This is a genomic window from Isoptericola aurantiacus (assembly GCF_044769875.1).
Taxonomy (GTDB): Bacteria; Actinomycetota; Actinomycetes; order Actinomycetales; family Cellulomonadaceae; genus Isoptericola; species Isoptericola aurantiacus.
Genome location: NZ_JBJBAE010000006.1, coordinates 165,187 through 180,551, shown reverse-complemented (window position 1 = coordinate 180,551; position 15,365 = coordinate 165,187). Strand labels below are relative to the sequence as shown.

Here is a 15,365-nt window from a genome sequence, read left to right as displayed (position 1 = left end):
ACGCTTCGGTGGCGTCGGCCCCCTGCCGGCGCCACCGAGGTCACGTGCCGGAGTCCTCACCCGGAGCACAGCAGGCCCGGTCCGTCGTCGCCACGCACCAGCATCGCGGTCCCGCACCGGTCCGTGCGCACCAGCCGGGCCCCGGTGGTCGCGTAGAGCTCCAGCGCCGAGTCCGTCGGGTGCCCGTAGTCGTTCTCCCCCACCGGTACCAGCACGACCTGGGGCGCGAGCAGCCGGGCCAGCCCCGCCGACTGCGACGCCGAGCCGTGGTGGGCCATCTTGACGATCTCGACCGGGTCGTCCGGCAGCCCGGCGGCGAGCAGGTCCCGCAGCAGTCCCTCCTGGCCGGCCTCCTCCAGGTCACCCAGCGCCACGATGTCGAGGCCGTCCTGCGTCCGCATCGAGACCACGACGCTGGCATCGTTCGCGCCGTCGCCGTCCGCCCCGCCGCCGGCGTCGCGCGCTCCGAGGACCCGCCAGGTCACCGCGCCCGCCGTCCCCTGCTGCCCGGCGGCCGCCACGGTGACCGGCACCCCGGCCGTCCGCAACGCCGCACGAGCGCGCCGGGCGGGGCCGGACGGTTCCCCGCGCGGCGAGACGAGCGCGCCGCCCACCTCGCGCCCACCGAGGACGTCCGTCAGGCCACCGACGTGGTCGGTGTGGAAGTGGCTGAGGACCAGCAGGTCGATCCGGGTGACGCCGAGCCGGTCCAGGCACCGCGCCGCGGCGTCACCCGGCGGTCCCACGTCGACGACCACGGCGGACGCGGCGCCGGTGCGAACCACCAGGGTGTCGCCCTGGCCCACGTCGCAGGCCACCACCTGCCAGACCTGCGCCGTCGGGTCCGGGCCGTGCCCCCGGGCCACGACGACCGCGGCGGCGCCGGCAGGCAGGACCAGCGCCAGGAGCAGGACCGCGACGCTCCGCGGACCGACCCGCCCGCTCGCGGCGCGCACCGCGCGTCCCACCGCCGCGCGCCACGACGGCGGCCACCCCTGCCCGGGCGGACGCCGCAGCACGAGCACCAGCAGCGCCGCCGTCGCCCCCGCCAGGGCGAGCGCACCACCGACGCCGCCGGGCCAGGGCAGGACGGCACCCGGCAGCCCCGCGAAGAACTCGGCGACGGCAGCGATCCACGCCGTGGCCAGCCCGGCGACCCAGGCCACGGCCGCGGCGACCCCGGGGGCCCACGGCGCGAGCAGCGTGGCGAGGAGTCCGAGCACGGTCGCCGGGATGAGCGCCGGGGCGGCCAGCAGGTTGGCGGGCACCGACGTGACCGGCAGAGCCGGCGCCAGCAGCACGAGGACGGGCCCGCAGGCGAGCTGGGCCGCCACCGGGACCGCCAGTGCGAAGGCGCCCGGACCCCCGCACCAGGGCGCCAGACGGCGTGCCAGCGGACCGGTCAGCAGCACGATGCCCGCCGTCGCCGCGCACGACAGCGCGAACCCGAAGGACCGCGACTGCCAGGGGTCGACCACGAGAAGCGTCGTCGCGGCCACCGCCAACGCCGCCGGTCCCGCCGAGGGACGCCCGAGGGCGAGACCGAGCAGCGCGACAGCGCACGTCCAGGCGGCCCGCAGCACGCTCGGTTCCGGGCGCACGAGCAGCACGAAGCCGGTGCCCACGGCGGCGAGCACCGCGACCCGCACCGCACGAGGCAGCCGCAGCACGACGCACAGCGCCGTGACGACGGTGACCACCACGGCGAAATGGCCCCCGGACACGGCGGTGACGTGCGTCAGCCCGGTGTCCCGCATCGCCTGGTCGACGTCGTCCGGAACCCGCGAGGTGTCACCGACGGCGGCCCCGGGGACCAGTCCGCGCGCCTGGGGGGACAGGTCGGCGCTGACCGCCAGCAGAGCGGTACGCATCGTGTGGGTCAGGCGTCCGACCCGTCCGGGGGGTGCGGCCTCGTCGACCGGTCCGGACGCCGCCGCCTCCGCGACCATCCCGGCGCCGAACCGTGGGACGTCGAGACGCACCGGCACCGTCACCGACGCGCCGTAGCGCGGCGGGTCGCCCGGGGCGGTGACCGCGACATGGGCCCGCACCGCGGAGGTCGAGCCCCGCGCCTCCAGCCGAGTCACGGCCATCACCCACCGCCGGCCGTCACCGAAACCTGCCGGCCGTGAGGCCGAGGCCACGGTGCCGTGGAGGACGCCGACGGCCCCGTCCTCGGCCAGGTCCCCGAGCGGGCCGCGGGCCGCGGTCTGCACGTGCACCGATGCGCCGAGCGCGGTGAGGCAGGCCGCCACGAGCACCAGGTGGCACACCGCGCTGCGCAGGTTCCGGCCCCGGGAGCGGCCTCCGGCCACGGCCCGGCCAGGACCAGGGACGCGCCGTGCCCGTACCCGCGCACCGAGGTACCACCACGACGCGGCGCCGACGCACACCGCCGCACCGATCACGGCAGCAGGTCCGGCCGCCCCGGCCGCGGGGCCGGTGAGGCACCAGGCGGCGACCCACGCGACCAGGGCCACCGGAACGAGGCGCAGGTCGACGGTCACACCAGCACGAGGTCGCGCAGATCGCCGAGGAGCACCGGACCGATCCCGGAGACCTCCTGCAGCTCCTCGAAGGCCGTGAACGGGCCGTGCTCGTCGCGCCAGGCCACGATCCGCTCGGCCAGTACCGGGCCGATGCCCGGGAGCGTGGCGAGCGTGGCGGCGTCGGCGCTGTTGAGGGGTATCGGAGCCGGCACGGCGTCCGACGCCGCGGGGGTGCCGGCCGCGGCGTCCGGCGTGTCCGGCAGCTCCTCGCCGGGAGCGGGGACGTGCACCTGCTCGCCGTCGACGACGGTCCGTGCCAGGTTCAGCACCGTGGTGTCGGCGTCGCGGGTGAACCCGCCGGCGGCCTCGATGGCGTCGGCGACCCGGGATCCGGCGGGCAACCGGACGAGCCCCGGTTCACGCACCTCCCCCACCACGTGCATGACGAGCTCCGGACCTGCCGTCGGTCCGGCGTCGGTGCTCGCCGCCGACTCGTCAGCCCCCGCGGTGCTCGCGCCGCCGCCCGCCGCCGGCGTCCCCGCGGACGGCCGGCCGTCGGGCTGCGCGGAGACCTCGACGCCGTCGTCGACGGGGACGTCGGTGGAGATCCCGAGGGGCTCGACGTCACCGGCGCCCGGGTCCGGCCACAGCGCGATCGCGACCACCACGAGGGCGACCAGGAGCAGGGCACCCGCGGCGGCCAGGGCCGTCGGCCCGCTCACGGCCCAGCGGCGTGGTGCGTCCGGCGCGGCGTGCTCCAGCGGATGCCCGTGGGCCGCGCTGTAGGCGGCGGCGACGTGCGACGCCGAGCGGCGACGGGCCAACCGGTCGACCAGCTCGTCGACCGCCGCCGGTGACGGAGCGTGGTCGTGCGCCGCGGAGCGCACCCCGGTGTCCGCCGCCTCCTCCTGAGCGAGGGCCTCGCGCAGGGCTCGCAGCCGATCGGCGGTGGGGTCCGGTGGTGGCGAGGTCGTGGTCACAGCGCGACGCTAGGCGCGGAGGGTCGCGGGGTGAGTCCGTACCCGGCCGTCCTGTGGACGGTGGAACACCGGCGCGGGCTGGGGGCGGCTGCAGGTCGCGGCGCGGGGCTACCAGGGGCCGCCGGGCTCGAGGTCGTGCACGTGACCTCCGCGGTCGGCGACCACCACGGCGAGCGCGCCCGGTCCGACGTGGGCGCCCAGCACGGCACTGACCGGGGTGACGACGGGGTGGACCCCGAGACGGCCCGTCAGAGTCTCCGCCACCTCGGCGGCCCGCTCCGGAGCACCCAGATGGTGCACGGCGACCGCGGGCCGGGTGGCACGTTCGGCGCGCTCGACGGCGAGGGCGACGAGTCGTGCCACGGACGCCTTGCGGGTCCGCACGCGCTGGACGAGGTCGACCGTCCCGTCCCGCACCCCCAGGATCGGCCGGACGCCGAGGGCCGTGCCGAGGGCGGCCGCGGGAGCCGACAGCCGCCCGCCGCGCCGCAGGTGCTCCAGGGAGTCCACCAGGAACACGGCACGGGCCGAGCCGGCGACCTCCTGGGCACGCCGCGCGACATGGTCGGCGTCACATCCGGCGGCGGCGCACCGAGCGGCCTCGACCGCGGCGAACCCGAGCGCCATCGCGGCGGTGCCCGAGTCGACCACCCGCACGGGCAGCATCGCGCGCTGCCCCGCGCGGTCGGCGGCCTCCACCGTGCCGGACAGCTTCCCGGACAGGTGCACCGACACCACGGCGCGCGCGCCGCGGGCGGCCACCTCACGGTAGGCGGCGACGAGCTCCTCCGTCGTGGGTTGGGACGTGGTCAGGCGCTCGCCCTCGGCGATGCGCTCGGCCACGTCCTCGGGAGTCACCTCGACGCCCTCGCGCCGCTCGTCGTCGCCGAGGTGCACGTGCAGGGGGACGACCGTCGGTGCGGCGTCCGGGCTGGTCAGGACGTCGCCGACGGTCAGGTCGTCGGGTCGGGGCAGGCAGGCGGTGGAGTCGGTGACGACCCGCACGGCCGGTACGTCGCGCATGTCGCCCTGAGTGTAGTCGCCGCCGGACTCGGATCGCGTCGGCGCCACCGACGCGATAGCGTGCACGGCATGCCCGACGACCCCACGCGACCCGCCACCGCACCGGTGGCCCGGGTCCGCGCCCGTGCCGTGTCGCACGGGGCGTGGACGGCCGTCACGGCCGGCGACGTCACGACCCGTGCGGAAGGAAGGCGCGTACCAGGACGCGTCCGACACCACCGGACGGGCCGGGCCTGCCGGCACCATCCCTGAGCGGGGAGGAACCGTCGTCGGGCACCGGACACGACCGGTGCCCGACGACGGGACACGCTGCGGGGGCTACGCCTCCTCGGGCAGCACCTCGGCGTGCCAGATGCGGTCCATGTAGTCCCGCATCGACCGGTCCGAGGAGAAGAACCCCGACCGGGCCACGTTCAGCACCGCCGAACGGCTCCACGCGTCCGGGTCGCGGTAGGCCGCCTCGACGCGGTCCTGCGCGTCGAGGTAGGCCTGGTAGTCGGCCAGGACCATGAAGCGGTCCTCGCCCAGCAGGTTGGACACGACCGGCTCGAACACGCTCCGGTCCCCGCCGGAGAACTCCCCCCGGGCCACGAGGTCCAGCGCGCGCCGCAGCGAGGGGTTCTCCTCGTAGTAGGAGGACGGCCGGTACCCGGTCTCGGCGATGGCGGCGGCCTCCGGCTCGGTCAGGCCGAACAGGAAGAAGTTGTCGTCGCCGACGAGCTGGCGGATCTCCACGTTCGCGCCGTCGTCGGTGCCGATCGTCAGCGCGCCGTTGAGGGCGAACTTCATGTTCCCGGTACCGGACGCCTCCTTCCCGGCCAGCGAGATCTGCTCGGAGAGGTCGGCGGCGGGGATGAGCGTCTCGGCGACCGTGACGTCGTAGTTCGCCGGGAACGCGATGCGCAGCACCGTCGAGATCTCCGGGTGGGAGTTGACCACGGTCCCGACGTGGTTGATCAGCGCGATGATCTCCTTGGCCATCACGTACCCCGGTGCGGCCTTCGCCCCGAAGACGACCGTGCGCGGCACGACGTCCTGCGTCGAGATCTCCCCGGAGGAGAGCCGGTCGTAGAGGGTCACGACGTGCAGCAGCTTGAGCATCTGGCGCTTGTACTCGTGCAGGCGCTTGACCATGACGTCGAGCATCGTGCCGGGGTCGATCTCGATGCCGTCGCGACGCCCGAGCATCTGGACGAGCCGGTCCTTGTTGGCCGCCTTGACCTCCCGGAACCGGCGCCGGAACTCCGGGTCGTCGGCCAGGGGCTCGATCTCGCGCAGCCGGTCGAGGTCGGTCACCCACCCGTCGCCGATCGCCTCGGTGATCAGGCCGGAGAGCCCGGGGTTGGCCAGTCTCAAGAACCGGCGCGGGGTGACGCCGTTGGTGACGTTGGTGAACTTCTCGGGCCAGAGCGTCGCGAAGTCGGCCAGGACCTTGTCCCGCAGGAGCTGCGAGTGCAGCTCGGCCACCCCGTTGACCTTCACGGACGCCACGGTGGCCAGGTGGGCCATGCGCACCGAGCGCTGGGGGTGCTCGGCGATGATCGACATGCGCCGCACGAGCAGCTCGTCGCCGCCGGAGGTCTCGCGCACCACGTCGAGGAACTCGTCGTTGATGCGGTAGATGATCTCCAGGTGGCGCGGCAGGAGCCGGCCGAGCAGCTCGACCGGCCACACCTCGAGCGCCTCCGGCAGCAGCGTGTGGCAGGTGTAGGCGAAGCAGCTCTGGGTGACCTCCCAGGCCTCGTCCCAGGCGAAACCCTCGTCGTCCATCAGCAGGCGCATCAGCTCGGGCACCGCGATGACCGGATGGGTGTCGTTGAGCTGGAAGCTGATCCGCTCCCCGAGCCGGTGCAGGTCGAACCCCTCGGGAAGCAGCTGGTCGATGAAGTCACGCAGGGAGCACGCCACGAAGAAGTACTGCTGCTGCAGGCGCAGCTCCTTGCCCTGCGGGGTGGAGTCCTCCGGGTACAGGACCTTGGAGATGTTCTCGGCGAAGGTCTGGGCGCGGACCGCCTCGGCGTAGTCGCCGTAGTTGAAGATCTTCAGGTCGAACGCGTGCGTGGCGCGCGAGCTCCACAGCCGCAACGTGTTCACGGTGCCGTTGCGGTAGCCCGGGACCATGTAGTTGTAGGGGACGCCGAGGACCTGCCAGCCGGGGATCCAGCGGGTGCGCTCGCACGCGTCGTCGCCCTCCCCCTCCGTCCACGTCTCGGTGTGCCCGCCGAAGTTCACGGTGACCTCGTGCTCGGGGTGGGCGAACTCCCAGGGCGAGCCGTTGTCGAGCCAGTGGTCCGGCTCCTCGACCTGCCGGCCGTCCACGAAGTTCTGCCGGAAGATCCCGTACTCGTAGCGGATGCCGTACCCGATCGCGGGGACGGACATCGTGGCCAGCGAGTCGATGAAGCAGGCGGCGAGGCGACCGAGACCGCCGTTGCCGAGCCCTGGCTCGACCTCCGCCTCGCGCAGCTCGTCGAGCTCGATGCCGAGCGAGGCCAGCGCCTCGGCCGCGATCGCCTCGAGATCAGCGGCCAGCAGCGCGTTGTCGAGCTGGCGGCCCAGCAGGAACTCGGCGGACAGGTAGGCCACCGCCTTGGGCTGACGGCGGTAGTGCTCGGTGGTGGTCCGCATCCACCGGGACATCAGGTAGTGCCGCACGGTACGGGCCAGTGCGAGGTACTTGTCGTTGGTGCTCGCTCGCTCCAGCACGGTGCCCTGAGCGAAGTTCAGCTCGCGCAGATACTCGCGCACGAACCCTTCGACGGAGTGCTCCGGGTTGGTGATCAGCGGTGTCGTCTCGGTCACGTGCTCGACACTACCCACGGCGTCTGGCCGTGTCGTCGCGTGGCGCGGTACCGACCCCGGATGGACACGTGCCCGTACCACGCACGTCACACGACGACGGCGCCGCGCGGGTGGTCAGTGCGCTGCCGCCGGCGCCGGCCGCTCCTCCGCCGGCCGGTCCTCCGTCGCCGCGACGGCGGGCGTCAGCGCCGCGCGTGCGGCCCGGGTCCGGAACAGCAGGGCCGTCACGACCGCGCCGACCAGGAAGAACCCTGCCGACCAGGTGAAGGCGACGTCATAGCTGTGCAGGGCCGCGGACGCGACGACGTCGGGCGACGCCGGCTGGTGGTCGGTGAGGTACGCCGTCGCCGCCGTCGCGGCCAGGGTGTTGAGGACGGCCGTGCCGACCGCCCCGCCGACCTGCTGGGAGGTGGACACCATCGCCGACGCGACGCCCGCGTGGCGGCCCTCCACACCGAAGGTCGCGGTCTGGATCGACGGCGGCATCGTGCTGCCCATGCCGATCCCGAGCAGCACGAGCCCGGGCAGGACGCCGGAGGCGTAGGTGCTGTCGAGGTCGAGCCGCGAGAACCAGAGCATGGCGAGCATGCACAGGGCCAGACCGGTGGGCACCAGCACCTTGGCTCCCAGGCGCGGCAGCGTCAGGTTGTTCGAGATCTGGGCGGTGACGATGATCGCGACCACCATCGGCAGGAAGGCCACCCCGGTCTGCATCGGGTCGTACCCCATGGTGGTCTGCAGGTAGTAGGTGAGGAACAGGAAGACGCCGAACATCCCGATCCCGGCCGCGAGGATCGCGGTGAACGACCCGCCCCGGTCCCGGTCGGCGACGATCGACAGCGGCAGCAGCGGCTCGGGGGCACGGCGCTGCCACAGGGCGAAGGCGACGAGCAGCACGGCGGCGGCGACCAGGGGACCCCAGGTCCACCCGGAGCCCCAGCCCTTCGGCTCGGCCTGCGAGAACCCGTACACGAGCCCGAAGAGGCCCGCGGAACCGAGCAGGACGCCCGGCACGTCCAGCCGCTGACGCCGGCGCTGCTCGGCCCGGTCCAGGAGCACGAATCCCGCGACCACCGCGACGGCGGCGAAGAACACGTTGACGTAGAGCGTCCAGCGCCAGTCGAAGTTCTGGGTGAGGAACCCGCCGAGGAGCAGTCCGACGGCGCCGCCCATCCCGGCGATCGCCCCGAAGACGCCGAAGGCGCGGCCGCGCTCGGCGGGCACGGTGAAGGTGGTGGTCAGCACGGACAGGGCCGACGGCGCGAGCACGGCGGCGAACACACCCTGCAGGGCACGCGCCGCGATGAGCATCTCGAAGCTCTGGGCCGCGCCACCGAGCGCGGAGGCGCCGGCGAACCCGACCAGGCCGACGAGGAAGGTGCGCCGGCGCCCGAGCAGGTCCGAGAGCCGGCCGCCGAGGAGCAGCAGGCTGCCGAAGGCGAGGGCGTACGCGGTCACGACCCACTGCCGGTCGTTGTCGCTGAACCCGAGGTCGGCCTGTGCCGAGGGCATGGCGATGTTCACGATGGTCGCGTCGAGCACCACCATCAGCTGGGCGATCGCGACGGTGGCGAGCACGAACCAACGGCGCGGGTCCTTCTCGGCGCGCGCGGGCGCCTCGGAGTTCGTCATGGGGGGTCTCCCGGAGCAACGGAGGGGGCCGAGCACATCGTTCACCCGGCGCGGGTACCATCGATGCTAGACGGTACCGGCCGGTATCGAAACCCCCCGGTACCGGAATTCGGTCGTTGTTCACCTGGGGCGAACACCAGGCCGTCGCCGTCCGAGACCCTGACCGGAGGACACGAGATGAACGCCGACACCGCAGTCGACGCCACGCTGCGCCAACCCGCCGCCGCACACGGCGCGCACGGCGGCCGGCCCCGCGACGCCTCACGCGACGTCGCGATCCTCGACGCCGCCCGTGAGCTGCTCGCCGAGGTCGGCTACGACGGCATGACGATGGCGGCCGTGGCCGGACGGGCCGGCGCCGGCAAGGCGACCCTGTACCGACGGTGGGCGTCCAAGACCGACCTCGCGATCGATGCCGTCACCTGCGGCGGTGTCCGCGACCTGGACCCCGCCGACGTCCCCGACACGGGATCGCTGGCCGGGGACCTGCGCGAGCTCGAACGGTTGCGGAGGGAGCGACGGTCCACGAGCAACGACCACCTGATCCCCGGCCTCATGGCCGAGGTCCGCCGTGACCCCGAGACCGCACGCCGCTTCCACGAGAGCTTCGTGCGCCCGAAGATCGACCAGGTCCGCGTGCTGCTCGAACGTGCCCGCGACCGCGGCGAGGTCCCCGCCGACCGCGACCTCGACCTGGTGAGCACCGTGGTCCCGGCGCTCGTCTCCTACCGCAAGATCGTCGAAGGCGCCCGCGTGGACCCCGAGCACGTCGACCGGCTGCTCCGCGAGATCCTCGTGCCGCTCGCCACGGCGCCGTCGAGCACCTGACGGGACCGTCGGGACCCGGTCGGCTCACGTCCCGACGAGCGTGACCAGCCGCGACCGTCCCACCGGGTCCTTGACGGCCTGCAGCACCACGTCGACGTGCGGCTCCAGCGCGCTCACCTTGTCCAGCGGCGCGCCGATCACGAGCTGGAACCCCAGCCCCCGCCACGCGCCGACGGCCCGGCCGGCGAACCGCGCGTCGGCCTTGATGAAGGCCTCGTCGAGGAACACCGGGGCGTAGCGCGGACGCTCGGCACCCGCGTCGCCCAGCTGGTAGCGCAGCGCCGCGCCCACGATGAACGCCACGAGCTCCTGCGACTCCCCGCCGGACTTGCCGGCGATGTGGTCGTAGACGGACACGTGGTTGCCGTCCAGGTCGACGCACTCGGCGCTGATGCGCACGTGCTCGCGCACGTCGACCAGCCGCCGCCGCTCGGGCGAGTCCGGTCGGATCCGGTCGATCAGCCGGGCCATGCGCTCGTAGCGGCGCTGCCGCTCGGCCGGTGCGAGCTCGCCGGGATCCGCGGCGAGCTCGCGCAGCCGGCGGCGGAACGACGTCACGTCGCGTCCCTCGGTGACCTGGGCGCTGATGCGCAGCCGATGGGAGTCGTCCCGGAAGGGCAGCGTGGACAGGATCGCGTTGACGGGTTCCATGCGTTCGCGGATCTGCGCGATCGACCTGCTCATCACGTTGCCCAGCAGCGTGAGGTCGTGGCCGCTGAGCCGGCCCAGCGTCCGGGACCACCGTTCGGTCAGCTCGTACAGGCGCTGGTCCTCGATCTCGGCCAGGATGCGCCCGTAGTCGTCGTAGGAGGCGTCCGGGTCGGTGCCGAGGTTGGGGTTCGGCCAGGCGTCGCAGAACCGTTCGAACAGCCCGCGCAGCCCGGCCCGGGCGGCCTCGGCGGCGGCCACGGCGCTCTCCCGGTCGCGGGCGAGCTCGCGCCCGACGGCGGTGATCGCCTGGTCCAGCGCGGCGAGCGGCAGGTGGTCCGGGTCCGACGGGGCCACGGCGGCCAACGTCGCGTCCAGCCGACGGCGCTGCGCCTCGGTGCAGGCGGCCCCCGAGGCCTCGGCCCGCTCGACCGCGTCGGTGACCTGGTCGACCAGGTCGGTGATCGCCGCCCACTGCTCACCCAGCTCCCGCACCCGGTTCTCGGCGTCGGCGCGTTCGCGGTACAGCTCGGTGAGCCGGTCGCGCAGCCGCTGCTCGTCGGCGGTCAGCGCACGCACGACGTCGGAGCCGTCGCGCAGCGCGGCCAGCCGCTCCTCGCGGTCCGCCAGGGCCTCGGCCGCACCGTCGACGTCCACGTCCTCCCAGGCGACCTTGAGGACCTGGCCCGCGGCGACGAACGTGTCGGTGTGGGCCGCCTGCCGCAGCCGCGCACCCTCGAGGCGGGCGCCGGCGTCGTGCAGGGCGCTGCGGGCGGCCTCGACGTCGGCGACGAGCTTCTCGCGGCGCCTCGCGTTGGAGAACCCGAGCACGGAGCCGCGCGGGCTGCCCCCGTGGGCGCCGCGCTCGCCGTCGGCGATCTGGCCGGTCCGCGTCAGGGCACGTCGGTGCCGGCGCAGCTCGCCCGGGTCGTCGACGCACACGTGGTCGAACCGCTGCGCGAGCCGTTCCGCCAGCCAGCCGCCGAACGGGCCGGCCTTGATCTCCACGCGGCCGGGCAGCGTGGCCGGGTCCGCGTCGTGGTCCAGGGGCAGGTGCGTGGGCACCCCCTCGAACCGCAGGCGTCGGCGCAGCGGCACGGTGTCGATGGCGGCCCGGAAGGCGGCGAGCCGGTCGGCGTCGACGAGCAGCGTGGTCGCGAACCCGCCCAGGGCGAGCCCGATCGCGTCCCGCCACGGCTCGTACTCGCCGCGCACCTCGAGCAGCTCGCCGACGAACGGCAGCTCGTCGACCGTCATGCCGGCGGCCTCGGCGAGCGCCACCCGTGCCGCGTGGTCCTCGGCACCGACGTTGCCGCGGCGCTGCGCCAGCGAGGCCTGCTCCTGCTCCAGGCGGGCGAGCCGCTGCTCGGCGTCGGACACGGCCTGCCGCGCGGTGAAGACCTCGTCCTCGAGCGTCGCGGCCTGCTCGGTGCGGCCGTCGACGATCTCCTGCGCCCGACGCCGGACCCGGTCGAGGTCGCGCCGGCCGGCGACGTCGGCCTCGAGCACGGAGAGGTGGGTGTCCAGCGCGGCCCGCGCGGTGCGCGCCCGCTCCAGCTCCTCGGTGCGGCGCCGGACCTCCCGCTCGGCGGACTCCACGGCGTCCCCGCCCTGCCGGCGCAGCGTGGTGCGGACCTCCTCCAGGTCCGACTCGGTGGCGGCGATGCGGGACGCGGCGGTGGTCCGCCGCTCCTCGGCGGCACGGTGGGCGGTGCGGTTGACCTCCTCCTCGGCCCGCACCAGGTCCAGGCGCCGTGCGTCGCGCCACACCGCGAACGGTGTGACCTCGTCGGAACCGGACCCGCCCGACGCGCCGAGCGAGTCGAGCAGCGCGACCGTCGCCTCGGCGTCGTCGACCTGCTCGCGCAGCCCGCGCATCGGACGCAGCACCTCGACCTGGCGCGACGCGGTGAGCATCTCGGTGCGCACGGCGCTGAGCTCGTCGAAGTGCTCCACGGCACGGTCGGCGATCTCGAGCGTCTCCGGCTCGGTGAGCACCATCGCCTTGTAGAGCGCGTCGACGGTGGTGATCGCCTGACCGGCCTGGATGCGTCCCAGGAGCTGCATGGCCCTGTGCCCGTCGCCGGCCGCGCCGATGCCGAGGGCGGCGTGCAGCCGGGTCGCGAACGCGATGTCCGTGTCGAACAGCGTGAGCCCGGCCTCGGTCAGCCCGGCCCGCGCGAAGCGGCCCGGGGCCAGGTCCTCGAGCGTGCGCAGGTCGAACGCGGCGTCGGCGGTGGCCCGCACGACGACGCACTCCTCGTTGCGGGTGGCCCCGCGCGGCACGTACCAGGCACGCAACGCCGTGAACGACCCGCCGGACTGGTCGGACCACGACATCGCGACCGCGGTCCACGTGTCCACGCCGTCGCCGCGCAGCACCTGCTCGCGGCTGGTGGCCCCGTCGGCGCGCGACTCGTCCAGCTTGCCCCGGGCGTAGGACAGCACGTTGCGCTGCTCGCGGCCCCGGGCCCGGCCGGCCGCGGCGCCGTTGGACGCCCCGTTGAACGGGGTCGTGTGGCTCATCATCAGGGCGATGTAGGCGTCCAGCAGGGTGGACTTGCCCGATCCGGACGCCCCGGACAGCAGCGTGGCCCGCGGCGAGAACCGCACCTCGTGGTGCCCGTGGTAACCGCCCCAGTTCACCAGCTGCATGGACGTGGCGATCCACTGGCGGCCGTCCGACGCCGCGGGGATCAGCCCGAACAGCGAGTCGGTCATGCGCGCGCTCGAGGTCACGGTCACGGGGTTCCCTCCGTCTGCGACGTCCCGTCGGCCAGGTCCGCGGAACCCTCGCCGTCCTGCAGCCAGGCCGTCAGCTCGCGCAGTCGGTCCACCGGCAGCAGGATCTCCACGACCGGGCCCACGCGGTAGCGACCGGTGGCGACCTCGTCGAGCACCCGCTCGCGCACCAGCCCGGCCACCGCGTTCTCGATCTCGCGGTGCCGCGCCGCGAGGTTCGTCTCGTCGTGGGAGAGGAACCCGAGGGCGTACGCCGTCATCTCCTCGGCGTCGACGTAGGCCGCCGGGTGCCCTGCCCCCTGCTCCTGGTGGTACCGGTTGCGCACGTAGAGCATCAGCAGCGTCTCGACCCGCTTGAACGGCTCGTCACGCAGCAGCACCGGGATCGTGAGGCCGTCGGACCGCACCTGACGCTTGTAGGCGATCTCGTGGCCGCGGTCCACGACCAGCTCGACGAACAGGTCGTGCAGCCGCGAGGACAGCACCTGCTGGTGGGTGAGCAGCGCCGTCCAGTCGGCCGGGTGCTCCGCGGCGGAGACGTACCGGCGCTGCAGCACCAGCGCCAGGACGCGACGCGCCTCGACGGGCAGCACGCCGGTGTCGCCGGCGAACAGCGCGGAGTCGTCGTCCTCGAGGGGGACCGACTCCACGAAGGTGTCCGACGACGGCACCTGATCGCCGTCGTCGTCCCGCGTGACGGGGTCGGCCTCGGTGACGTCAGGCATCGGTCCTCCAGATCGGGGTGCGGGGCAGCGCGAACTCGCGGGTGGTGCCGTCGGCGCGCACGGTGGTGACGCGGTCCACGTCCTCCCCGGGGACGTCGCCGCTGCGGGTGGCCTCGGACCCGCCGTCGCCCGCCAGGTCCAGGTAGCCGAGGAGCTCGACCGGGCGGCGCAGCGCGGCGGGGCCGTCGGCGAACACCGACGCGACGGTCGCGGGCGCCTCCAGTGCCGCCAGGCGGGCAAGGAGCTCGCCGTGGTGCGGACCGCCCATCGCCCGCAGGTCGTCGATCTCGCCCACGCCGCCGTCGCCGTCGTCGGCCCAGGACTCGAGCTGTTCCGGGGGCGTGTCGGGGTGCAGGTCGTGCAGCGTGGTGCGCAGCCTGCCGGGCGCGGCCCGCTCGAACCAGCGCAGCGGCTCGACCCGCGCGGCCCGGCCGCTCGTCGGGAACCAGTCGGCCATCGCCGCGGTCGCCTCGCGCAGCGCGGCGTCGACCTCCCGGTCCCGCAGCGGATTGTGGTGGCGGATCTGGGCGGTCACGGTCCGGGAGACCCGGGTCTGGGCCGCCAGCACCACCTCGATGGCGGCCACGAGCTGGGACCGCAGGTGCGCCAGCGCGGCCCGGCGCGTGGGCGGCAGGTCGGCGGCGAACGGGTGCTCGAGGATCTCCCCGACCCGCTGCTCGAGCGAGTCCAGCAGGTCCGGGTCACCCAGCAGCTCCATCGCGCCGGAGAACGCCCGGCCCTCCGTCGTACCCTTCAGCAGGCTCTCGGAGGCGTCCAGGTACTCCTCGACGACCACGCCCGCCGACCGTTCGTCGTGCCGCAGCCGCGAGACGATGTCACGTTGCAGCACGCTCAGGGACTCGGCGACACGTGCGAAGTCGGCCGGCAGCTCACGCACCAGGAACAGCAGGTGGTCGTACTGCTCGGTGAGCCGGTCGTCGGGGACGGGCTCGACCTCGCCCCCGGCCTCCAGGCGGGCCAGCTCGCTGCTCGCCTCGTCGATGCGCGCGCGCAGGCGCCGCATCCGCGCCTCGCGGTCGGGGTGGGCGTCGCGGGCGAGGTCGTCGAGCGCGACCAGCAGCGTCCGGATGCGCGACTCGCTGACCAGTCCGCGCCCGCCCTGGGTCCGCGCGATCACGTCCAGCGCCTCGGTGGCGTAGCTGGACAGCTGGTAGCGCTCGGCGCCGTCGTCGTCCAGGGAACGCACGAGCCAGCGTTCGCGCACCCACCGGGTGCACAGCACGCGTGCCGGCTCCGGCGGCACCGCGGCGCCCTCGGCGTCACGCAGCCCGGCCAGCAGGTCGTCGACCTCGACGTGGAGCTGCTCGGTGGCCACCGTCGGCCGGTCGGGCGTGAACACGCTGCTCAGCACCGCCACGACGAGCGGCGCCTCGGCCTTGTGCAGCAGCCCGAGCGTCGGTGTCGCGAAGGCGCGCTCGACCCCGGCGAGCACCCCGGCGAGCCGCGGCCCGACCGGCTGGGACGGCGGGGCCACC

Annotated in this window: 9 protein-coding genes; 1 reads left to right on the top strand and 8 read right to left on the bottom strand. The window is 74.4% G+C overall.

Going from position 1 to position 15,365, the window contains the following annotated elements; translation table 11 throughout:
* Positions 1-56: 56 nt before the first annotated feature.
* From ACIQLL_RS15965 to ACIQLL_RS15945, 5 genes are all read right to left on the bottom strand, one after another.
* Entirely contained in the window at positions 57-2,507 is a 2,451-nt protein-coding gene (locus ACIQLL_RS15965; protein WP_402469232.1) for a ComEC/Rec2 family competence protein, read from the bottom strand.
* On the bottom strand, positions 2,504-3,469 hold the full coding sequence (locus tag ACIQLL_RS15960) for a helix-hairpin-helix domain-containing protein (protein ID WP_402469230.1): 966 nt from the start codon (positions 3,467-3,469) through the stop codon (positions 2,504-2,506). The genes ACIQLL_RS15965 and ACIQLL_RS15960 overlap by 4 nt, the downstream gene beginning before the upstream one ends.
* Positions 3,470-3,577: 108 nt before the next feature.
* Positions 3,578-4,492 (bottom strand): DegV family protein, encoded by a 915-nt coding sequence (locus tag ACIQLL_RS15955; protein ID WP_402469228.1) that lies wholly within the window; start codon positions 4,490-4,492, stop codon positions 3,578-3,580.
* Between the two features lie 318 nt (positions 4,493-4,810).
* Positions 4,811-7,294 (bottom strand): glycogen/starch/alpha-glucan phosphorylase, encoded by a 2,484-nt coding sequence (locus ACIQLL_RS15950; protein ID WP_402469226.1) that lies wholly within the window; start codon positions 7,292-7,294, stop codon positions 4,811-4,813.
* Positions 7,295-7,408: 114 nt separating this feature from the next.
* Positions 7,409-8,926 (bottom strand): MFS transporter, encoded by a 1,518-nt coding sequence (locus ACIQLL_RS15945; RefSeq protein WP_402469224.1) that lies wholly within the window; start codon positions 8,924-8,926, stop codon positions 7,409-7,411.
* Between the two features lie 177 nt (positions 8,927-9,103).
* Between ACIQLL_RS15945 and ACIQLL_RS15940 the strand changes: the two genes are divergently transcribed.
* On the top strand, positions 9,104-9,754 hold the full coding sequence (locus tag ACIQLL_RS15940; RefSeq protein ID WP_402469222.1) for a TetR/AcrR family transcriptional regulator: 651 nt from the start codon (positions 9,104-9,106) through the stop codon (positions 9,752-9,754).
* A 24-nt stretch (positions 9,755-9,778) separates the two neighbouring features.
* Here ACIQLL_RS15940 and ACIQLL_RS15935 read toward each other — a convergent pair whose 3' ends face one another.
* Genes ACIQLL_RS15935 through ACIQLL_RS15925 form a run of 3 tightly spaced genes read right to left on the bottom strand, consistent with a single transcriptional unit; the run spans position 9,779 to position 15,364 of the window.
* On the bottom strand, positions 9,779-13,147 hold the full coding sequence (locus ACIQLL_RS15935; RefSeq protein ID WP_402469220.1) for an ATP-binding protein: 3,369 nt from the start codon (positions 13,145-13,147) through the stop codon (positions 9,779-9,781).
* Positions 13,144-13,869: a DUF4194 domain-containing protein gene (locus ACIQLL_RS15930; RefSeq protein WP_402469217.1), complete on the bottom strand. Its 726-nt coding sequence runs from the start codon at positions 13,867-13,869 to the stop codon at positions 13,144-13,146. The genes ACIQLL_RS15935 and ACIQLL_RS15930 overlap by 4 nt, the downstream gene beginning before the upstream one ends.
* The gene (locus ACIQLL_RS15925; protein ID WP_402469214.1) at positions 13,862-15,364 is read right to left on the bottom strand and encodes a DUF3375 domain-containing protein; all 1,503 of its coding nucleotides are present in this window, start codon (positions 15,362-15,364) and stop codon (positions 13,862-13,864) included. Before ACIQLL_RS15925 ends, ACIQLL_RS15930 begins: the two co-directional genes overlap by 8 nt.
* Position 15,365: the final 1 nt, after the last annotated feature.